The following is a 19,480-nucleotide window of genomic DNA, read 5'->3' on the forward strand; positions in this document are numbered from 1 at the left end:
CTAGAGAGCCAATGGCGCCCGTTCACACAACGTTGCCAACGCCTTCGCCCATTGCGGGTCGTCATTCAGACACGGCACCAGCACCAACTCTTCTCCCCCCGCCTCGCGGAACTGCTCCTTGCCGCGATCGCCGATCTCTTCCAGGGTCTCGATGCAATCGGCGACAAACGCCGGGCACATCACCAGAATCTTCTTCACGCCACTTTTGGCCAGCTCATCCAGCCGCGCTTCGGTGTAGGGTTCGATCCATTTCGCCCGGCCCAGCCGCGACTGAAACGACACCGACCATTTGCCGTCCGGCAGGCCCATGCGTTCTGCGAACAGCGCCGCTGTGCGCAGGCACTGGGCGCGATAACAGGTGGCCAATACAGCAGCCGAAGCATTCTTGCAGCAATCTTCATTCTTGAAGCAATGGTTACCGGTCGGGTCAAGCTTGGTCAGGTGCCGCTCCGGCAAACCATGGAAGCTCAGCAACAGGTGATCGTAATCCTGCTGCAAGTGCGGTCTGGCGCTCGCCACCAGCGCGTCGAGGTATTCCGGCTGATCGTAGAACGGCTGCAACACCGACAGCTGCACATCGAGTTTTTTCTCGCGCACCACACGCTTGGCTTCTTCGATCACGGTGGTCGTGGTGCTGTCGGCAAACTGTGGATAAAGCGGCGCGAGGGTGATGCGTTTGTGTCCCGCCGCGACCAGTTTCAGCAGATTTGTCTCGATGGACGGCTCGCCGTAACGCATGGCCAGCTCAACCGGGCCGTGGGTCCATTGCGCCTTCATCTGCTGCTGCAGGCGACGACTGAGGACCACCAGCGGCGAGCCTTCATCCCACCAGATCGAGGCGTAGGCGTGGGCCGACTGCTCGGGGCGCTTGATCAGGATCAGCGACACCAGCAGACGCCGCACCGGCCACGGCAGGTCGATCACGTAAGGATCCATCAGGAATTGATTGAGATAGCGGCGCACGTCGGCCACCGAAGTGGAGGCCGGCGAACCCAGGTTGACCAGAAGCAAGGCGTGATCGGTCATGCAACGTCCTATTTCAGAGGCGGCTGGAAAGATGGTCCAGGGCCGCGCGTAAATCCGTGAACCGGAAAGTGAATCCCGCTTCCAGCAAGCGCTTGGGCATGGCCCGTTGGCCACCCAGCAACAGCAATGACATCTCGCCGAGCCCGACCTTCAAGGCGAGGGCCGGCATCGGCATGAACGCCGGGCGGTGCAGCACACTGCCCAGCGTCTTGGCGAACTCGCGATTGCGCACCGGTTTCGGCGCGCACGCATTATAAGGACCGCTCGCCTGATTGCAGTGCAGAAGAAAATCAATCAGGGCGATTTGATCGTCGATATGAATCCACGGCATCCACTGCCGACCGTTGCCCAAAGGCCCGCCCAGCCCGAGCTTGAACGGCAGCAGCAGGCGCGACAAAAAGCCGCCCTCGGCCGACAGCACCAGCCCGGTGCGCACCAGCACCACGCGAATACCCATTGCTTCGGCGCGTTGCGCAGTTTCTTCCCAGGCGATACACAACTGGCTGGCGAAATCGTCGATCACCGGCGGCGAGTCCTCGGTCAACTCGCGCTCGCCGCCGTCACCGTACCAACCCACGGCCGAACCCGAGATCAGCAGTGACGGTTTCTGCCCGCGTTTTTCCAGCCACGCCAGCAACGATTCGGTCAGCGAGATCCGGCTGCTCCACAACAGCGCCTTGCGTCGATGGGTCCACGGCCGGTCGGCAATTGGCGCGCCGGCGAGGTTGACGATCACGTCGACCGGCTCGTCGCCAAGGTCCTCCAGACGCGCAATGCCACGCACCTGGGCACCACAGATGTTCGCGACTTTTTCCGGACGACGACTCCAGACCGTCAGGCGATGCCCCTGCCCGGACCAGTGCCGGCAAAGCTGGCGTCCGATCAATCCAGTACCGCCGGTCAGCAATATGCGCATGACTTCTTCCTCGCGTGGCGTTTTACCCTGATCACTAGTCTATTTTTATAAACAGGGATCTTTTCTATCGGGCAGGCTCTATTGTTTAACCATAGGCCAAGCTGTCAGAACCAGAACGCTGGAAGTTATACCAAAAAACAGAATTGTACAGGTTTCATCCACGGCGTAGTCTGTACAGAAAGGTAAACGAGGCCCCTATGACTGTACCTATCGCAATCATTGGCACCGGCATCGCCGGACTCTCCGCCGCCCAGGCTCTTACGGATGCCGGGCATACCGTCCAGTTGTTCGATAAAAGCCGCGGCAGCGGCGGGCGCATGTCGAGCAAGCGCAGCGATGCCGGCTCGCTGGACATGGGCGCGCAATACTTCACTGCCCGTGACCGACGCTTCGTGACCGAAGTCCAGCGCTGGCAAAGCAAAGGCTGGGTCGCCGAATGGGCACCGCAGCTCTACACCTTTCATGGCGGGCAGTTGAACCTGTCGCCGGACGAACAGACCCGCTGGGTCGGCACGCCGCGCATGAGCGCCATCACCCGGGGTCTGCTCGACGGACTGGAAGTGCACTTTGCTTGTCGGATCACCGAGGTCTATCGCGGTGAAGAACACTGGCACCTGCAGGACGCCGAAGGTTTCACCCACGGGCCGTTCAGCCATGTCGTCATCGCCACACCGGCGCCGCAGGCCACAGCCCTGCTGGCCGCTGCGCCGAAACTCGCCGGTGCCGCCGCCGGAGTGAAAATGGACCCGACCTGGGCCGTCGCCCTCGCCTTCGACACACCGCTGGATACGCCGATCGAAGGCTGCTTCGTCCAGGACAGCGCCCTCGACTGGCTGGCCCGCAACCGCAGCAAACCGGGACGCGAGACCACCTGCGACACCTGGGTCCTGCACGCCACCAGTGCCTGGAGCCGGCAGCACATTGACCTGCCCAAGGAAGCGGTGATCGAACAATTGCACGGCGCCTTTGCCGAATTGCTGCACAGCGCCATGCCGGCCCCGACCTTCAGCCTCGCCCACCGCTGGCTCTATGCCCGGCCGGCCAGCAGTCATGAATGGGGCACCCTGGCCGACGCCGACCTGGGTCTGTACGCCTGTGGTGACTGGTGCCTGTCGGGTCGGGTCGAAGGGGCATGGCTCAGTGGTCAGGAGGCGGCAAGACGCTTGCACGAACACTTGCAGTGAACCGTATCAATCCGCGCAAATTGCTGCTGTCGAAATGGACAGCAGCCCACCCGCAAAACCGTGAAAAGCATTTTCTGGTGACCGAACTGTTCCGTGACGAGGACGGTACGGTGCTGGAAATCGAATTGCAGGCTGTGCTCACCCGGCGTACCGAGCAATGCGACTGGCGCGCTTTGCAGGATGACTCACACTGGAAAATGGGCTGGCGCTAAAAACCTCAAAAAACTTATACAAAAAGTTTGACTTGTACACCCATGAATCTATGCTGAGAGAATGTTGTACAGATCTATTCGTCTGTACAGGATCAGATTCGAGGTTGTTGCATGTCCGACTCATCGACGTCCCTGCCAAAAATCGCCATCAGCGCCTGCCTGATGGGGGCCGAAGTTCGCTACAACGGCGGCCACAAGGAATCGCGTTTGTGCAGCCGCACCCTGGCCGAGCATTTTGAGTTCGTTCCCGTCTGTCCTGAGGTAGCGATTGGTCTCGGGATACCCCGCGAGCCGATTCGTCTGGTGGGCGACCCGCAAAAGCCTGATGCGGTCGGCACCGTCAATCCATCGATCAATGTTACCCAGCCACTGGCCGCTTACGGCGAGAAAATGGCCGGGGAACTCAGTGACATCTGCGGCTACATCTTCATGCAGCAATCGCCGTCCTGCGGACTGGAGCGGGTCAAGGTCTACCACGCCAACGGCGCACCGGTGAATGGTGGCGGGCGCGGTATTTACGCCGACGCGTTCTGTGCACGGCATCCGGACCTGCCGGTGGAAGAAGCCGGGCGTCTTAACGATCCGGTGCTGCGGGAAAATTTCATCACCCGCGTACTCGCCTACCGCGAATGGCAGCAAGTGCTCAAGCAAGGCTTGAGCCGCCGCGCGCTCACCGACTTCCATTCGCGCTACAAATACCTGCTGATGGCTCACAATCCGGTGCAATACAAGGCGCTGGGCAATCTGCTGGGCAACATGGGCCGGACCGACCCGATCGAAGTGGGCCCACGCTATTTCAGTGAACTGATGGCGGCACTCAAGAAATGCGCCACCCGCCGCACCCACAGCAATGTCCTGCAGCACATCAGTGGCTACCTGAAGCAGGCCATCAGCCCAGAAGACAAACAGGAAGTGCAGCACATCATCGGCCAATACCGACACGGCATCGTGCCGCTGGTGGTACCGCTGACGCTGCTCAAGCATCACTTTCGCCTCCACCCGGATCCCTACATTGCGCAGCAGGTGTACCTGCAGCCGCATCCGGAAAACCTCAGCCTGCGAAACGCCATTTGATGAACGACTCACCCGACACCAGCGCCCGGGAAGACCTCGGCGCCGACTTCAAGAAAGCCCTCGACGAAGGCTGGCTGCCGATCCGCGAAGTCGCGCGTCAGACCGGCGTCAATGCCGTCACCCTGCGCGCTTGGGAACGGCGCTACGGGCTGATCGTGCCGCAACGCACGCCCAAGGGCCATCGCCTGTACAACGCCGATCATGTGCTGCGTATCCAGAATATTCTCACCTGGCTCAACCGTGGCGTAGCGGTCAGCCAGGTCAAACCGCTGCTCGACACGGCGCAGGCCTTGAACGAACCGGTGGAAGACGAATGGCATCCCCTGCGTCAGGCCGCCCTGTTGGCGGTCACTCAACTGAACGAGCGCAGCCTTGACGACAGCGTCAACCAGGCGATGGCGCTGTATCCGCCACGCACCCTGTGCGAGCAATTGTTGCTGCCGCTGCTGAGCGATCTCGAACAACGTTGGCAGGGCCAGTTCGGCGCGCAGATGGAGCGCGTGTTCTTTTATGCCTGGTTGCGCAGTAAATTCGGCGCACGCATCTACCATAACAACCGTCAGTTGCGCACTGCGCCGCTGCTGCTGGTCAATCAATCGGATCTGGCGCTGGAGCCGCATCTGTGGCTCTGCGCCTGGCTCATCAGCAGCGCCGATTGCCCGGTACAAGTACTCGACTGGCCGCTGCCGGCCGGCGAACTGGCATTGGCAACCGATACCCTGCAAGCCCGTGGCGTACTGCTGTATTCCAGCAAAGCCCTGAACCTTGCCCAACTGCCGAAACTGTTGAATGGCATCAGTTGCCCGAAACTGATTGCCGGACCCACGGTGTGCATTCACCACGCCGAGTTGTCCGCCAGAACTTCCGAAATCGCAGATCTGCTGCTGGCCGAAGATCCTCTTTCGGCGCATCGGGCACTCGTTCAGCGTGGGTTGATTTAATGATTCAGACAGAAACCGACATGCAATTGATCTGGCTGCGCAGCGACTTGCGCCAACATGACAACACTGCCCTCGCAGCCGCCGCCGAGCGTGGCCCGAGCGTGGCCGTGTACCTGTTGAGCCCGCAGCAATGGCAGGAACATGACGACGCGCCGTGCAAGATCGATTTCTGGCTGCGCAATCTGCACGAGCTGAGCAAAAGCCTCGGCGACCTGAACATCCCGCTCCTGATCCGCACCGCGCCTCACTGGGATCAGGCACCGGTGGTGCTGCTCGAGCTGTGTCGGCAACTGAAGATCGAGGCAGTGCACGTCAACGAGGAATACGGCATCAACGAAAGCCGTCGCGACGCAGCCGTTGCCAAGGCGCTGCAAGCCGAAGGCATAACGTTCCATAGCTACCTCGACCAATTGCTGTTCAAGCCCGGCAGCGTGCTGACCCGCACCGGCACTTACTTTCAGGTGTTCAGTCAGTTCCGCAAAGTCTGCTACGAGCACCTGCACCGTTCGATGCCTTCGCTGAAACAGGCGCCGGGCAAACAGTCAGCGCTGAACATCGCCAGCGACCCCGTTCCAGAAGCCATCGAAGGATTCCCGACTCCCGGCGCATCCCTGCGCGCCCTGTGGCCCGCCGGTGAAACCGAGGCCCGGCGACGCCTCGACACGTTCGCCGATGCACAGATCGACTATTACAAGAGCGAACGTGACTTCCCGGCCAAACCCGGCACCAGCCAGCTCTCGGCTTATCTGGCCGCCGGCGTGATCTCGCCGCGCCAATGCCTGCACGCGGCCCTGCAAAGCAATCAGGGCGAATTCGAAAGCGGCAAGGTCGGCGCTGTCACGTGGATCAATGAATTGCTGTGGCGTGAGTTTTACAAACACATCCTCGTCGGCTATCCGCGGGTTTCACGGCATCGCGCATTCCGTCCGGAAACCGAAGACCTGGCCTGGCGCAATGCCCCCGAGGACCTGGCCGCCTGGCAAGAGGCCCGCACCGGCTTGCCGATCATCGACGCGGCCATGCGCCAACTGCTGGAAACCGGCTGGATGCACAACCGCCTGCGAATGGTGGTGGCGATGTTTCTGACCAAGAACCTGTTGATCGACTGGCGCGAAGGCGAGCGTTTCTTCATGCGCCACCTGATCGACGGCGACCTGGCCGCGAACAACGGCGGCTGGCAGTGGAGCGCCTCGACCGGCACCGACTCGGCGCCGTACTTTCGCATCTTCAACCCGGTCAGCCAGTCGGAAAAATTCGACAGCGAAGGCTTGTTCATCAAGCACTGGCTGCCGGAGCTGGCCGGACTGAACAAAAAAGACGTACACAACCCGGCCAGTGCCGGCGGGCTGTTCGGCGTCGCGGACTATCCGCCGCCGATCGTCAATCTGAGCACATCGCGGGAGCGGGCGCTGGCAGCCTTCAAGAACCTGCCGTCGCGGTCGTCTCAAGGAGAGAGCGATGAGTGAATTTCTGCGCGGTTTTGCCCAGCGGTTCGCACAGTTGAATAAAGACAACTTGCGCAAACTGGACGAACTGTACAGCGAGGACGTTCATTTCACCGATCCGCTGCACGAAGTGCAGGGACTGGCGCAACTGCGCAGCTACTTCAGCGAGTTGTACGCCAACGTCAACGAACTGCGCTTTGATTTCCATGGTTTCGACCAGATCGGCGACGGCGAAGGTTATTTGCGCTGGGTCATGAGCTACCGCCACCCGCGCCTGGCCAGCGGGCAACTGATTCGAGTCTCCGGCTGCTCGCACCTGCTCTGGCGCGACAAGGTCTACCGTCATCGGGATTACTTCGATGCCGGAGCACTGCTTTATGAACATTTACCCATATTGGGTCGGGTGATCGCTTGGCTGAAAAGGAGATTGGGATGAGTCGTACAGCTCCACGGCGTTATTGGCTGACCGGTGCCAGCAGTGGCATCGGCGCGGCACTTGCGGAAGAAATTCTGAAGAGCGGCGCACATCTGGCGGTCAGTTCCCGACAGGTCGCGCCGCTCAAAGTGTTGGCACAGCGCTATCCGGGCCAGGTGCTGGTAGTGCCGGGAGACCTGACCAACAGCCAGACTGTCCGGGAAATCGGCGAGAAGATCGCCATGGACTGGGGCGCGCTGGACACAGTGATCCTCAACGCCGGCACCTGTGAGTACGTCGATGCCCGGCAGTTCGACGCCTCGATCATCGAGCACGTGGTGCGCACCAACCTGCTCGCCAGCAGCTATTGCATCGAAGCCGCGCTGCCCTTGCTGCGCAAAGGGACGGCACCGCATCTGGTGGGCATGGCCAGCTCGGTGACCTATGTGCCGCTGCCCCGCGCCGAAGCCTATGGCGCATCGAAGGCCGGGCTGCGCTATCTGTTCGAGTCCCTGCGTATCGATCTGGCGGACGAAGGCATTGAAGTGACCGTGATCAGCCCCGGTTTTGTAGAGACACCGCTGACCGCCAAAAATGATTTCCCGATGCCTCTCAGTTGGCCTGTGGATAAAGCCGCACGGCACATCTTCGCCAAGCTGAAAGATCGACCGCTGGAAATCGCCTTTCCGGCACTGTTCATGGCGGTTCTGTGGCCACTGTCGAAAATGCCTGCGCGGGTACAACTGGCAATTGGCAAACGCATGGTGCGCAGCAACCCTCCGCTCAAGGACGCAACATGAAGATCGCCATTGTCGGCAGCGGCATCGCCGGTTTGACCTGTGCCTATCTGCTCGCTCGTCGGCATGACATTACGGTGTTCGAAGCCGACGCCCGGATCGGCGGCCACACGCACACCGTGCCTGTGACCGTGGACGGGCGCGAGTATGCGGTGGACACCGGCTTCATCGTGTTCAACGACTGGACGTATCCCAACTTCATCCGTTTGCTTGGCCAACTGGGTGTGACGTTCAAACCCACCGAGATGAGCTTTTCGGTCAACGATCCGGACACCGGTCTGGAATACAACGGCAACAACCTGAACAGCCTGTTTGCCCAGCGCAGCAATCTGCTGTCGCCCGGATTCTGGGGCATGTTGCGCGACATCCTGCGGTTCAATAAAGAAGCCCGGCGCGACCTTGCCGAACAGCGGATCACCGCGGACACCACACTCGACGATTACCTCAAGGCCGGCGCTTACGGCGAGCGCTTCATCCTGCATTACATCGTGCCGATGGGCGCAGCGATCTGGTCGATGCCGATGGCCGAGATGCTCAATTTCCCGTTGCAGTTCTTTGTGCGTTTTTTTGAGAACCACGGGTTGCTGTCGGTCAGCAACCGTCCGCAATGGCAGGTCATCGAGGGTGGTTCCAGCGCTTACATCGCGCCGTTGACCGCATCATTCAAGGAGCGTATCCGCCTGAATTGTCCGGTGGGCCGGATCGATCGCGACGCGCACGGCGTGGTTATCCACAGCCCGGCCGGCATCGAACGTTTCGACAAAGTGGTGCTGGCCTGCCACAGCGACCAGGCCCTGCGCCTGCTGGGAAGTCCTGACGATAAAGAGCGGGAAATCCTCGGCGCCCTGCCCTACGCCGACAACGAAGTGCTGCTGCACACCGACACCCGTCTGCTGCCCACGCGCAAGCGGGCCTGGGCCAGCTGGAACTATCGCCTCGGCGGAGCCGGTCATACCCGGGCGGCCGTGACCTACGACATGAACATTCTGCAAGGCATCCAGAGCGACACCACGTTCTGCGTCAGCCTCAACCAGAGCGCTGGCATCACGCCGTCCAAAGTGCTGGCGCGCTTCACCTATGCCCACCCGCAATTCAGCCTCGCGGCCGTGGCGGCACAACAGCGCTGGGCTGAAATCGACGGCGCGCAACACACGCATTATTGCGGCGCTTATTGGGCCAACGGTTTCCATGAGGACGGCGTGGTCAGCGCCCTGCGCGTGGCCGCAGCCTTCGGAGAAAGTCTGTGAACAGCGCGCTCTACAGTGGCTGGATTGCCCATCGGCGATTCGCACCGCGCCGTCATGAGTTTCGTTACCGGATCGGCATGCTGTATCTGGATCTGGCTGAACAGGAGACCGTGCTGGGCCTGTCCCGACTGGCGGGCACCAGCCGCTTTGCGCCGTTTTCATTTCGCGAAACCGACTATCTGAAAACCTTCACCGGCCGGGGTATACGCCTGAGCGAAGCGGTGCGCCAGTTGGTCGGGGAAGCCCTGGGCCATGCGCCGCAAGGTTCGATCTGCCTGCTGACCCAGCCGCGCAGCTGGGGCCTGTCGTTCAACCCGGTGAGTTTTTTCTATTGCCACGAGGCCGACGGCCAACTGGCGGCGATTCTCTGCGAAGTCCGCAACACGCCGTGGCGCGAGCGTTATCACTACGTGCTGCCGGCTCGAGCGCCGACTCAGCTGCAGGACTTTCACCAGCACTTTGCCGTGACCAAGGCCTTTCACGTGTCGCCGTTCCTGCCGCCGGACCTGGAATACCGCATGAGCTTCAGCCCGGCCGCGCAGACCCTGGGCGTACACATGGCCGACTGGCAGGGTGAGCAAAAACTGTTCGACGCCACCCTCGACCTGCGACGCGACCCCCTTGATCGAAGCCACTTGCACCGACACCTGTGGCGCTTTCCCTGGATGACAGCCAAGACCGCGCTGGCGATCTATTGGCAGGCGCTGCGCCTGTTGCTCAAGCGCACCCCGGTGTATGACCACCAGGGCGCCGACGACCGTTTTCGAACCGCCACTGTACCGACCGAGGAACGCCACCATGAAATCCACTAGCGTCTCGGCCAAAGCCAGCCTGTTCAGCCCTCACGGCCTGAGCGGTTCGCTGCTGCGCCGGGGAGTACTGCGCCAGCTGGAGCAGCTCAAGCAGGGTCAACTGATCGTCATCGAGGACGGCGAGCGCCACGTCTTCGGCACGCCGGGCAGCGCCCTGGTGGGCGAGATTCAAGTTCTGGATCCGGCCGTCTGGGGCCTGGTCGCCGGCAATGGTTCGATCGGTGCGGGCGAAGCCTTCATCCATGGCTACTGGCGCTCGCCGGACCTGACGGCCGTGGTGCGGGTCTTCGTCAGCAACCTTGAAGTGCTCGACGCAATGGAAGGTGGCCTGGCCCGGCTCGGTCGCCCGCTGGTGCGCGGGCTGCACTGGCTCAACCGCAATACGCGCAAGGGCTCGCAGAAAAACATCGCCGCTCATTACGATCTGGGCAATGACCTGTTCGAGCAGTTTCTTGACCCGACCATGATGTATTCGGCCGCGCAGTTCCTCAGCCCTGACGACAGCCTGGAGCAGGCGCAACTGAACAAGCTGGAGCGGATCTGCCAGAAACTCGCGCTCAAGCCCGGCGACCATCTGCTGGAAATCGGCACCGGTTGGGGCAGCATGGCGCTCTACGCGGCGCAGCATTATGGCTGCAAAGTCACCACCACCACGCTGTCGAAGGAGCAGTTCGCCTTCACTGCCGCGCGCATCGAACGCCTCGGTTTGCAGGATCAGGTGACGCTGTTGCTCAAGGATTACCGCGACCTCACCGGCCAGTACGACAAACTGGTATCGATCGAGATGATCGAAGCGGTCGGCCACCGCTTCCTGCCGACCTACTTCAAGCAATGCGCGCAGCTGCTCAAGAGCAACGGCCTGATGCTGCTGCAAGCGATCACCATCCGCGAACAGCGCTACGAACAGGCACGCCGCGGGGTGGATTTCATCCAGCGCTACATTTTCCCCGGCGGTGCCCTGCCCTGCGTGCAGAAAATGCTCGAAATCGTCGGCCGCGACACCGACATGAACCTGCTGCACATGGAAGATTTCGGCCTGCATTACGCCCGCACCCTGCGCCTGTGGCACGAGAACTTTCGCCATGCTCACGGCCGTCTGACCGAACTGGGCTATGACGATTACTTCCTCAGGTTGTGGGAGTTCTACCTGTGTTACTGCGAGGGCGGATTCCTCGAGCGCACCATCGGCACCGCACAACTGGTGCTGGCCAAACCGGCGGCGATGACCGAGCCTTTGCTGGGCCGGTTCGATGCTTGAGCGGTTGGCCAACGCGGTGCTGTTCCAGATCGGCTGGCTGGCCTGCGTGCTCGGTGGCGACAGCCTTTGGCTGCTACTGGCGCTGGCGGTGCTGGTGATTCATCTGCGCTGGATCAGCAGCTGGGCGCAGGAAGGTCGCCTGTTGCTCTGCGTTGTGATTATCGGCACGACGGTGGACAGTACGCTGCGCGGTCTCGGGGTCTTCGAGTTCAAGGATCTGTCGCCGCTGATTCCGCTGTGGCTGATGTTGTTGTGGGCGTTGTTTGCCACGACATTACGTCATTGCCTGCAATGGAGCGCGAGGCCATGGTGGCTGGCCAGTCTGCTGGGGGCGGCAGGGGGCGCGTTGTCCTATGGCGCCGGCGGACGACTGGCTGGCGTGCAATTTCCCTTCGGAGAGCTCGCGACCCTGATCGGCATCGCGCTGCTGTGGGGATTGCTGTTTCCGCTGTTGCACCAATTGTCCCGGCGGCTGGCAAGGTAAACGCCTGTCAGGCCTTTCACACGGTCATCGGCCACTACCGTACACTGGCGCCATGAAAACCATTCCCCATCGGCAGATCGCCGAGCCCGTTGTCACCTGCTCGACCTGTGCAGCCTGCTGCTGTCAGCTCGAAGTGATGCTGATCACCGATACCGGCGTGCCCGAGCGTTTTATCGATACCGACGATTGGGGTGGAGAGGTGATGCTGCGTCTGGATGACGGCTGGTGCGCGGCGCTGGATCGCGACACGATGATGTGCACGATCTACGAGAAGCGTCCGCTGATCTGCCGCGAGTTCGAAATGGGCGCGCCGGAATGCATCGACGAACGCCAGGGGATTGCCACGGCGTATCGCTGAATACAAAAAAGGAGCGCCAGGCGCTCCTTTTTCATGGGGGTTACAACGGCATCGTGTAATGCAGCGAGTAGCTTTCGACCCCATCGTTGTCGCTGCTCAGGCCGGCGTTGGAATAGTGCGTCGCACGGATCCCGACTTCATGCCCGCCATTGAAGCGCAGGCCGAAACCAAGGCGGTCTTCGAACTGGAAGGAACCGCCGAGCTTGTTGTCTTCGTATTCGGTGTTGGAGAACAGCGCCACGCCGATCCCCGCCTCGACATACGGTTTGACCGACTGACCGGCGAACTCGTAAACAAACACCGGCGAGAACGACAGGCTGTTGTTGCTCGACGTCTTGTCGCCTTCCCAATAAGTGTAGGCGCCGCTCCAGTAACCGGTCAGACGACCGACGTCACTTTGCAGCCAACTCTTGTCCCAGTCGAAATTCATGCCCAGGCGATAAGTCATGGTCGAATCGCTGGTAGCACCCACTGCAAACTCGACGCCAGCAGCCTGTGCGGTAAAACTTTGCCCCATCAGTGCAGCCGCAATCGCGGCCAAGCAGAATAGTCGCTTCACTTTGAAACTTCCTTTTCCGGAACGATCGTTTGGTTTTCTAGGTCACTCTGCGCTATAGAAATCTGCGCTTGGTCAGAAGTTCAGCTGACTTTTTAGATATTTCACATTTTTTTTACAAGGTGAATTTTTCGACGTCGCCATCGACTTGGCCCAGCAGGACCAAGGTACTGCGCAAAGACTCGGGATCGGCGCTGGTCCAGAATCTGACCGGGCGGTTCGGCCCTTCGGCGAGCAGGTCACGCTCGGCCAGAAGTCGCTGCAGTTGTCGAGCCACGGCCGCGCCCGTATCGATCAGGCTGATGCTCTCGGGGATCATCGACTTGAGCATCGGCTTGAGAAACGGGTAGTGGGTGCAGCCGAGGATGATCGTGTCGCAACCGTTGGCCAGAAGCGGATCGACATAGTGCTTGAGCAAGGCACGCAACTGGGGACTGTGCAGGTCGCCGCTTTCAATCAGCTCCACCAGTCCAGGGCATGGCTGCGTGATGACCCGCACATCCGTTGCGAAGCGATCGAGCAGCGCCGCAAATTTCGCGCTCTGCAAGGTCCCGGTAGTGGCGAGTACGCCCACAACACCGCTGCGGGTGGCGGCGGCCGCCGGTTTGACCGCCGGCTCCATGCCGACGATCGGCCACTCGGGAAAATCCCGGCGCAGATCGGCGACGCCGGCCACGGTCGCGGTGTTGCACGCGATCACCAGCGCCTTGGCGCCCTGCTCGCGGAAAAAACCGGCCATCACGCTGCAACGCTGGCGGATGAATTCCGGGGTTTTCTCGCCATAAGGAATATGGCCGCAATCGCCGAGGTACAGCAGCGATTCATTCGGCAGCAGTTGTTGGATTTCCGCCAGCACCGACAGACCGCCGACGCCGGAATCGAAGACGGCAATCGGCGCTTCACGCATGCTGCGAACCACAGACGCTGCAACCGGGGTCGCGCTTGACCCGCAGCTCACGGAAACGCGAGCCCAGTGCATCGATCAACAGCAGACGACCCACCAGTGGCTCGCCAAAACCTGCCAGCAACTTCAAGGCTTCCAGCGCTTGCAAGCTGCCGACCAGACCGACCAGCGGCCCGACCACGCCGGCTTCGCTGCAAGTCAGTTCGGCTTCGCTGCCGTGACCGTACAGGCAGTGGTAGCACGGGCTTTCGGCGCGACGCGGGTCGAACACCGAAAGCTGTCCTTCAAGGCGGATCGCGGCGCCGCTGACCAAGGGCTTGCGCGCCGCCACGCACGCGGCGTTGACCGCTTCGCGGGTGGAGAAATTGTCCGAGCAGTCGAGTACCACATCTACCGCCGCCACGGCTGCGGCGAGGGAATCCTCGTCCAGCGCCTGACGATGGGGCACCAGTCGGATTTCAGGGTTGATCGCGCTCAGGCGCTTGAGCGCCGAGTCGACCTTGGTCATGCCGACGCTATCGGTGTCGTGGATGATCTGGCGTTGCAGGTTGGTCAGGTCGACCGTGTCGAAATCCGCCAGGTGCAATTCACCGACACCCGCCGCCGCCAGATACAAGGCCACCGGCGCACCGAGACCACCGAGACCGACGATCAATACCCGACTGTCCTTGAGCTTCAACTGGCCATCGATGTCGATGTGTTGCAGCAGGATCTGCCGACTGTAGCGCAACAATTCCTGATCATTCAGCACGGCAGGCGCCCCAGGCTGATCCGTTGATGGCCGCCCAGATCGGTGCGGCTGTGGACTTCGTCGAAACCTTGCGTCAGCAGCAGATCGCGCACGGCTTCGGCTTGATCATAGCCATGTTCGAGCATCAGCCAGCCGCCGGCTTCCAGATGGGCCGGCGCCTGGGCGATGATCAGGCGCAGATCGTCGAGCCCGTCGATGCCGGCCACCAAGGCGCTTTCCGGCTCGAAACGCACATCGCCTTCCATCAGATGCGGATCGGCGGCGCGAATGTACGGCGGATTGCTGATGATCAACTCGAAACGCTTGCCTTCGAGGGCGCTGAACCAGTGACTGCTCAGCACCGTCGCGTTGTTCAGGTGCAGGCGCTGGCGATTGCGTTCGGCCAGGGCCACGGCTTCCAGCACGCGATCCACGGCGGTGACTTTCCACGCCGGGCGCTCGCTGGCCAGAGCCAGGGCAATCGCCCCGCTGCCGGTGCCCAGATCGAGAACTTTTGCCGGAGTCGCCGGCAGCAATTCCAGTGCGGCCTCCACCAGCAGTTCGGTGTCCGGGCGCGGGATCAGCGTGTGCGGCGCGACTTCCAGATCGAGCTTCCAGAAACCCTGCTGACCCAGAATGTAGGCGACCGGCTCGCCGCCGCGGCGACGTTGCAGGTACTCGGCAAAAACCAGAGCGGCTTCGCTGGGCACGATGCGCTCGGGCCAGGTGTGGAGAAAACTGCGGGATTTGCCCAGCGCGGCAGCCAGAAGCAATTCGGCGTCCAGACGCGCGGTGGGCGAGTCCGGCAGTTCGGCGGCGCGCAACAGGCTGGCGATGATGGTCATTTACTCACCTATCGCTGCGAGCTGGTCGGCCTGGTATTCGGCCAGCAACGGCTCGATCACCGCTTCGACGCCACCGGCGAGGATTTCGTCGAGGGAATACAGGGTCAGGTTGACGCGATGGTCGGTGACCCGTCCCTGGGCAAAGTTATAGGTGCGGATACGCTCGGAGCGGTCACCGGAACCCACCAGCAATTTACGTTCGCTGGCGATGGCGTTGGCCGCCGCTGCGGTCTGCTGGTCGTTGAGCTTGGCCGACAGCCAGGCCATCGCCCGGGCACGGTTCTTGTGCTGGGAACGTTCTTCCTGGCACTCGACAACGGTGCCGGTCGGTATGTGGGTGATGCGGATCGCCGAATCGGTGGTGTTGACGTGCTGACCACCGGCCCCGGAGGAGCGGTAAGTGTCGACGCGCAAATCCGCCGGGTTGATCTCGATGGCTTCACGCTCGTCCGGCTCGGGCAATACCGCCACGGTGCAGGCCGAGGTATGGATACGGCCCTGGGATTCGGTGGCGGGTACACGCTGTACGCGGTGCGCGCCGGATTCGAATTTCAGCTTGCCGTAAACGTTGTCGCCTTCGATGCGGGCGATGACTTCTTTATAGCCACCGTGTTCGCCTTCGTTTTCCGAGAGGATCTCCACGCGCCAGCCACGGCGTTCGGCGTAACGCGAGTACATGCGGAAAAGGTCACCCGAGAAGATCGCCGCCTCGTCACCACCGGTGCCGGCGCGGATTTCGAGAAACACGTTGCGCCCGTCGTTGGGATCCTTGGGCAGCAGCATGCGTTGCAGGTCGGATTCCAGCGTGATCAGCAATTCCTTGGCTTCGCGGACTTCTTCCACAGCCATTTCACGCATGTCCGGGTCGCTGTCCTTGAGCAGCGCCTGTGCGCCTTCAAGATCGCTTTGTACGCCGAGCAGCTTTTTATAGCCTTGTACCACCGGCTCAAGTTCGGCGTATTCCTTGGAATAAGCGCGGAATTTGGTCTGGTCGGAAATGACTTCGCCGTCGCCGAGCAGCGCGGTCAGTTCCTCGAAACGGTCCTGGAGAATGTCCAGCTTATTGAGCAGTGACGCTTTCATTGCGGTTTTTTATCCGAAAAGCTATCCGGTGAGCCCTCGAGGGCAAAGAGTTCCTGAGCCATGGCCAGCGCATCGAGGCGGCCTTCGGCAGAAAGCTTTTTCAACTGCACGCTCGGGGCGTGCAGGAGTTTGTTGGTCAGGCCACGGGCCAGTTGCCCGAGCACGTCTTCGGCGTTGCCGCCATTGGCCAGCAGGCGCAGGGCCTTTTGCAGTTCTTCGTCGCGCAGGCGTTCGCTCTGTTGACGATAGGCCTTGAGCACATCGACTGCCGCCAGCTCGCGCAGGCGCACCATGAAATCGTCGGCGCCGACCGAAACCATCTCTTCGGCCGCCTGCGCTGCGCCCTGACGGCTCTTGAGGTTTTCAGCGACCACTTCGTGCAGATCGTCGACGCTATAGAGGTAAACGTCGTCGAGTTCGCCGACCTCTGGCTCGATGTCACGGGGAACGGCGATGTCGACCATGAAGATCGGCTTGTGCTTGCGCAGCTTCAGCGCGCTTTCCACCGCGCCTTTACCGAGAATCGGCAACTGACTGGCGGTAGAACTGATGACGATGTCGCTGCGCACCAGTTCGGCCGGGATGTCCGAGAGCAACACTGCGTGGGCACCGAACTGCTCGGCCAGCAGGCTGGCGCGCTCCAGCGTCCGGTTGGCGACCACGATGCGCTTGACCCCCAGTTCATGCAGGTGGCGGGCGACCAGGGTGATGGTCTCGCCGGCGCCGATCAGCAGGGCCTGGCTGCGTTGCAGGTCGCTGAAAATCTGTTTGGCCAGACTGACGGCGGCAAACGCCACGGACACCGGGTTTTCGCCGATGGCGGTGTCGGTACGTACTTGCTTGGCGGCGTTGAAGGTCGCCTGGAACAGTCGCCCCAGCAGCGGCCCGATGGTGCCGGCCTCGCGGGCCACGGCGTAGGCCGATTTCATCTGGCCGAGAATCTGCGGTTCGCCCAGCACCAGCGAGTCGAGCCCGGAGGCGACACGCATCATGTGACGAACTGCCGCATCATCTTCATGCACATAAGCACTCGCGCGCAGCTCATCGAGGCTTAAATGGTGATAGTCGGCCAGCCAGCGCAGCACGATATCGGCCGAAAGCTGATCCTGTTCTATATACAGCTCACTGCGATTGCAGGTGGAGAGGATCGCAGCTTCGCGGCTGTCGGTGAGTCGGCAGAGCTGCTGCAAGGCCTCCACCAGCTGCTCAGGGGTAAAGGCCACGCGCTCGCGGACGTCTACTGAAGCAGTCTTGTGGTTGATACCGAGTGCAAGGAAGGCCATTCAAGGTCGCTGATGGTGACGTGAAGCCGGCAATTGTCCTACTTCGTCAGATTCAGAACAACTACCGCTGACTATTGTCCCAATTGCCGGCCCCTATAATGGCCACAATCGAGTCTCGGTTATGTTTGGCCGAAGGCTTGTGTCATGATGATCCGACCGCAGGTTAGTCGTCCTCTTCCTATATGAATAGATCTTCCGCGTTGCTCCTCGCTTTTGTCTTCCTCAGCGGCTGCCAGGCCTTGGCCCCCGTTTCGCAGGACGGTGCCTCACCGGTCGAAGACACCACGCCGGCTCCTGAAAAGCCCAAGGTTTACAGTTCGTTCAGCCAGGAAACGGTGTTCAGCCTGCTGAGCGCCGAACTCGCCGGCCAGCGCAATCGTTTCGACATTGCCCTGGACAACTACGTGACCCAGGCCATCAACACCCAGGATCCGGGCGTTTCCGAGCGTGCCTTCCGCATCGCCGAGTACCTGGGCGCCGACCAGCCGGCCCTCGATACCGCACTGATCTGGGCGAAAAACGCCCCTGACGACCTCGAAGCGCAACGCGCCGCCGCCGTGCAACTGGCTCGTGCAGGGCGTTATGACGACTCGATGGTCTATATGGAGAAAGTCCTGCAGGGCAAGGGCGACACCCATTTCGACTTCCTCGCGCTATCGGCCGCCGACACCGATCAGGAAACCCGCAACGGCCTGATGAAAAGCTTCGACCGCCTGTTGCAGCGTCACCCGAACAACAATCAGCTGATTTTCGGCAAGGCCCTGCTGATGCAGCAGGACGGCGACACCCAAGGTGCGCTGACCCTGCTTGAAGACAATCCGCCGGAAGATGGCGAGATCGCCCCGATTCTGCTGCGTGCACGCCTGCTGCAAGGGCTGAACCGTGGCGACGAAGCCTTGCCGCTGTTACAGAAAAGCATCAAGAAATACCCGGACGACAAGCGCTTGCGCCTGACTTACGCGCGGATGCTGGTGGAACAGGACCGGATGGACGATGCCAAGGTCGAGTTCTCCACCCTGGTTCAGCAATACCCGGAAGACGACGAACTGCGTTACTCGCTGGCACTGGTCTGCCTGGAAGCCAAGGCCTGGGACGAGGCCAAGGGTTATCTGGAAGACCTGATCGCCCGGGAAAGCCATGTCGATTCGGCGCACCTGAACCTGGGCCGCATCGCCGAAGAACGCAACGACCCACAAGGCGCGCTTATCGAATACGCCCAGGTCGGCCCCGGCAACGACTATCTGCCGGCGCAACTGCGTCAGGCCGATATTCTGATGAACAACGGCAAGACCGCCGAAGCCCAGAGCAAACTCGCCGCCGAGCGTGACGAGCAGCCGGATTACGCGATCCAGCTGTACCTGATCGAAGCCGAAACCCTGTCCGCCAACAATCAGGGCGACAAGGCCTGGAAAGTCCTGCAACAAGCGCTGCAGCAATACCCGGACGATCTGAATCTGCTTTATACCCGTGCGATGCAGGCGGAAAAACGCAATGACCTGGCGCAAATGGAAAAAGACCTGCGCCTGATCATCAAGCGCGATCCGGATAACGCCATGGCCCTCAACGCCCTCGGCTACACCCTGTCCGACCGCACCACCCGCTACGCTGAAGCCAAGGCGCTGATCGAGCAGGCGCACCAGATCAACCCGGAAGACCCGGCGGTTCTCGACAGCCTCGGCTGGGTGAACTTCCGCATGGGCAATCTGGAAGACGCCGAGAAATACCTGCGTCAGGCCCTCGAGCGCTTCCCCGATCACGAAGTCGCCGCGCATCTGGGCGAAGTGCTGTGGGCCAAGGGCAAACAGCGCGAAGCGAAACAAATCTGGGGCAAGTTCCTCAAGGACCAGCCTGACAGCACCATCCTGCGCAGCACCATCAAGCGCCTGACCGGATCCGAGACTCTTTAACTC

Annotated in this window: 21 protein-coding genes; 13 read left to right on the forward strand and 8 right to left on the reverse strand. The window is 61.4% G+C overall.

Annotation, left to right across the window (positions count from 1 at the left end; translation table 11 throughout):
* Together hemH and ACODTD_RS26510 are read right to left on the reverse strand one after the other, a co-directional pair.
* Positions 1 to 1,026 (reverse strand): ferrochelatase, encoded by a 1,026-nt coding sequence (gene hemH, locus ACODTD_RS26505; RefSeq protein ID WP_011335905.1) that lies wholly within the window; start codon positions 1,024 to 1,026, stop codon positions 1 to 3.
* Positions 1,027 to 1,039: 13 nt separating this feature from the next.
* On the reverse strand, positions 1,040 to 1,942 hold the full coding sequence (locus tag ACODTD_RS26510) for a TIGR01777 family oxidoreductase (protein WP_285358761.1): 903 nt from the start codon (positions 1,940 to 1,942) through the stop codon (positions 1,040 to 1,042).
* Positions 1,943 to 2,139: 197 nt separating this feature from the next.
* Between ACODTD_RS26510 and ACODTD_RS26515 the strand changes: the two genes are divergently transcribed.
* The 12 genes from ACODTD_RS26515 (at position 2,140) to ACODTD_RS26570 (ending at position 12,169) form a co-directional block, all read left to right on the forward strand.
* Positions 2,140 to 3,126, forward strand: coding sequence for an NAD(P)/FAD-dependent oxidoreductase (locus ACODTD_RS26515; protein WP_179693763.1), 987 nt, complete (start codon positions 2,140 to 2,142; stop codon positions 3,124 to 3,126).
* Positions 3,123 to 3,338 (forward strand): TIGR02450 family Trp-rich protein, encoded by a 216-nt coding sequence (locus tag ACODTD_RS26520; RefSeq protein ID WP_064383996.1) that lies wholly within the window; start codon positions 3,123 to 3,125, stop codon positions 3,336 to 3,338. Before ACODTD_RS26515 ends, ACODTD_RS26520 begins: the two co-directional genes overlap by 4 nt.
* A 111-nt stretch (positions 3,339 to 3,449) precedes the next feature.
* On the forward strand, positions 3,450 to 4,412 hold the full coding sequence (locus ACODTD_RS26525) for a YbgA family protein (protein WP_285358758.1): 963 nt from the start codon (positions 3,450 to 3,452) through the stop codon (positions 4,410 to 4,412).
* Positions 4,412 to 5,353 carry a MerR family transcriptional regulator gene (locus tag ACODTD_RS26530; protein WP_011335910.1) on the forward strand — a complete coding sequence of 314 codons (942 nt, stop codon included), beginning with the start codon at positions 4,412 to 4,414 and terminating at the stop codon, positions 5,351 to 5,353. The genes ACODTD_RS26525 and ACODTD_RS26530 overlap by 1 nt, the downstream gene beginning before the upstream one ends.
* Before the next feature lie 20 nt (positions 5,354 to 5,373).
* Positions 5,374 to 6,819, forward strand: a complete 1,446-nt coding sequence (gene phrB, locus ACODTD_RS26535; RefSeq protein WP_285358757.1) for a deoxyribodipyrimidine photo-lyase — start codon at positions 5,374 to 5,376, stop codon at positions 6,817 to 6,819.
* Positions 6,812 to 7,234, forward strand: a complete 423-nt coding sequence (locus ACODTD_RS26540; RefSeq protein ID WP_285358756.1) for a nuclear transport factor 2 family protein — start codon at positions 6,812 to 6,814, stop codon at positions 7,232 to 7,234. Before phrB ends, ACODTD_RS26540 begins: the two co-directional genes overlap by 8 nt.
* Positions 7,231 to 8,013, forward strand: a complete 783-nt coding sequence (locus tag ACODTD_RS26545; RefSeq protein ID WP_064384001.1) for an SDR family NAD(P)-dependent oxidoreductase — start codon at positions 7,231 to 7,233, stop codon at positions 8,011 to 8,013. The genes ACODTD_RS26540 and ACODTD_RS26545 overlap by 4 nt, the downstream gene beginning before the upstream one ends.
* Entirely contained in the window at positions 8,010 to 9,257 is a 1,248-nt protein-coding gene (locus tag ACODTD_RS26550; protein WP_064384002.1) for an NAD(P)/FAD-dependent oxidoreductase, read from the forward strand. The genes ACODTD_RS26545 and ACODTD_RS26550 overlap by 4 nt, the downstream gene beginning before the upstream one ends.
* Entirely contained in the window at positions 9,254 to 10,069 is an 816-nt protein-coding gene (locus tag ACODTD_RS26555) for a DUF1365 domain-containing protein (protein ID WP_489105368.1), read from the forward strand. The genes ACODTD_RS26550 and ACODTD_RS26555 overlap by 4 nt, the downstream gene beginning before the upstream one ends.
* Positions 10,056 to 11,327, forward strand: a complete 1,272-nt coding sequence (locus tag ACODTD_RS26560) for an SAM-dependent methyltransferase (protein ID WP_011335916.1) — start codon at positions 10,056 to 10,058, stop codon at positions 11,325 to 11,327. The genes ACODTD_RS26555 and ACODTD_RS26560 overlap by 14 nt, the downstream gene beginning before the upstream one ends.
* Positions 11,320 to 11,811: a DUF2878 domain-containing protein gene (locus ACODTD_RS26565; RefSeq protein ID WP_011335917.1), complete on the forward strand. Its 492-nt coding sequence runs from the start codon at positions 11,320 to 11,322 to the stop codon at positions 11,809 to 11,811. Before ACODTD_RS26560 ends, ACODTD_RS26565 begins: the two co-directional genes overlap by 8 nt.
* A gap of 52 nt (positions 11,812 to 11,863) precedes the next feature.
* A complete protein-coding gene (locus ACODTD_RS26570) occupies positions 11,864 to 12,169 on the forward strand; it encodes a YkgJ family cysteine cluster protein (protein ID WP_011335918.1) in 306 nt (101 codons plus the stop codon).
* A gap of 40 nt (positions 12,170 to 12,209) precedes the next feature.
* Here the strand turns inward: ACODTD_RS26570 and ACODTD_RS26575 are convergent, their stop codons facing one another.
* The 6 genes from ACODTD_RS26575 to hemA form a co-directional block, all read right to left on the reverse strand.
* The gene (locus tag ACODTD_RS26575; RefSeq protein ID WP_011335919.1) at positions 12,210 to 12,728 is read right to left on the reverse strand and encodes an acyloxyacyl hydrolase; all 519 of its coding nucleotides are present in this window, start codon (positions 12,726 to 12,728) and stop codon (positions 12,210 to 12,212) included.
* A 112-nt stretch (positions 12,729 to 12,840) separates the two neighbouring features.
* Positions 12,841 to 13,632: a glutamate racemase gene (gene murI / locus ACODTD_RS26580; protein ID WP_011335920.1), complete on the reverse strand. Its 792-nt coding sequence runs from the start codon at positions 13,630 to 13,632 to the stop codon at positions 12,841 to 12,843.
* Positions 13,625 to 14,380: a molybdopterin-synthase adenylyltransferase MoeB gene (locus tag ACODTD_RS26585; RefSeq protein ID WP_011335921.1), complete on the reverse strand. Its 756-nt coding sequence runs from the start codon at positions 14,378 to 14,380 to the stop codon at positions 13,625 to 13,627. The genes murI and ACODTD_RS26585 overlap by 8 nt, the downstream gene beginning before the upstream one ends.
* Positions 14,374 to 15,204, reverse strand: coding sequence for a peptide chain release factor N(5)-glutamine methyltransferase (gene prmC / locus ACODTD_RS26590; RefSeq protein WP_011335922.1), 831 nt, complete (start codon positions 15,202 to 15,204; stop codon positions 14,374 to 14,376). Before prmC ends, ACODTD_RS26585 begins: the two co-directional genes overlap by 7 nt.
* Complete coding sequence (gene prfA, locus ACODTD_RS26595; RefSeq protein ID WP_221616186.1) at positions 15,205 to 16,287, reverse strand: peptide chain release factor 1; 1,083 nt, start codon at positions 16,285 to 16,287, stop codon at positions 15,205 to 15,207. It abuts the gene before it with no gap.
* Positions 16,284 to 17,570: a glutamyl-tRNA reductase gene (gene hemA / locus ACODTD_RS26600; RefSeq protein WP_007951716.1), complete on the reverse strand. Its 1,287-nt coding sequence runs from the start codon at positions 17,568 to 17,570 to the stop codon at positions 16,284 to 16,286. The genes prfA and hemA overlap by 4 nt, the downstream gene beginning before the upstream one ends.
* Before the next feature lie 182 nt (positions 17,571 to 17,752).
* Here hemA and ACODTD_RS26605 point away from each other — a divergent pair, with 182 nt between their 5' ends.
* On the forward strand, positions 17,753 to 19,477 hold the full coding sequence (locus ACODTD_RS26605) for a tetratricopeptide repeat protein (protein ID WP_007951720.1): 1,725 nt from the start codon (positions 17,753 to 17,755) through the stop codon (positions 19,475 to 19,477).
* Positions 19,478 to 19,480: the final 3 nt, after the last annotated feature.

The organism is Pseudomonas sp. FG35 (assembly GCF_057809295.1).

Excerpts from the sequence above, each read along its gene's own strand:
- hemA (WP_007951716.1), bottom strand. The coding sequence starts at position 17,570 with ATGGCCTTCCTTGCACTCGGTATCAACCACAAGACTGCTTCAGTAGAC.
- phrB (WP_285358757.1), top strand. The coding sequence starts at position 5,374 with ATGCAATTGATCTGGCTGCGCAGCGACTTGCGCCAACATGACAACACT.
- hemH (WP_011335905.1), bottom strand. The coding sequence starts at position 1,026 with ATGACCGATCACGCCTTGCTTCTGGTCAACCTGGGTTCGCCGGCCTCC.
- ACODTD_RS26550 (WP_064384002.1), top strand. The coding sequence starts at position 8,010 with ATGAAGATCGCCATTGTCGGCAGCGGCATCGCCGGTTTGACCTGTGCC.
- murI (WP_011335920.1), bottom strand. The coding sequence starts at position 13,632 with ATGCGTGAAGCGCCGATTGCCGTCTTCGATTCCGGCGTCGGCGGTCTG.
- ACODTD_RS26525 (WP_285358758.1), top strand. The coding sequence starts at position 3,450 with ATGTCCGACTCATCGACGTCCCTGCCAAAAATCGCCATCAGCGCCTGC.
- ACODTD_RS26560 (WP_011335916.1), top strand. The coding sequence starts at position 10,056 with ATGAAATCCACTAGCGTCTCGGCCAAAGCCAGCCTGTTCAGCCCTCAC.
- ACODTD_RS26515 (WP_179693763.1), top strand. The coding sequence starts at position 2,140 with ATGACTGTACCTATCGCAATCATTGGCACCGGCATCGCCGGACTCTCC.
- ACODTD_RS26510 (WP_285358761.1), bottom strand. The coding sequence starts at position 1,942 with ATGCGCATATTGCTGACCGGCGGTACTGGATTGATCGGACGCCAGCTT.
- ACODTD_RS26605 (WP_007951720.1), top strand. The coding sequence starts at position 17,753 with ATGAATAGATCTTCCGCGTTGCTCCTCGCTTTTGTCTTCCTCAGCGGC.
- ACODTD_RS26545 (WP_064384001.1), top strand. The coding sequence starts at position 7,231 with ATGAGTCGTACAGCTCCACGGCGTTATTGGCTGACCGGTGCCAGCAGT.
- ACODTD_RS26570 (WP_011335918.1), top strand. The coding sequence starts at position 11,864 with ATGAAAACCATTCCCCATCGGCAGATCGCCGAGCCCGTTGTCACCTGC.
- prfA (WP_221616186.1), bottom strand. The coding sequence starts at position 16,287 with ATGAAAGCGTCACTGCTCAATAAGCTGGACATTCTCCAGGACCGTTTC.
- ACODTD_RS26530 (WP_011335910.1), top strand. The coding sequence starts at position 4,412 with ATGAACGACTCACCCGACACCAGCGCCCGGGAAGACCTCGGCGCCGAC.
- prmC (WP_011335922.1), bottom strand. The coding sequence starts at position 15,204 with ATGACCATCATCGCCAGCCTGTTGCGCGCCGCCGAACTGCCGGACTCG.
- ACODTD_RS26565 (WP_011335917.1), top strand. The coding sequence starts at position 11,320 with ATGCTTGAGCGGTTGGCCAACGCGGTGCTGTTCCAGATCGGCTGGCTG.
- ACODTD_RS26540 (WP_285358756.1), top strand. The coding sequence starts at position 6,812 with ATGAGTGAATTTCTGCGCGGTTTTGCCCAGCGGTTCGCACAGTTGAAT.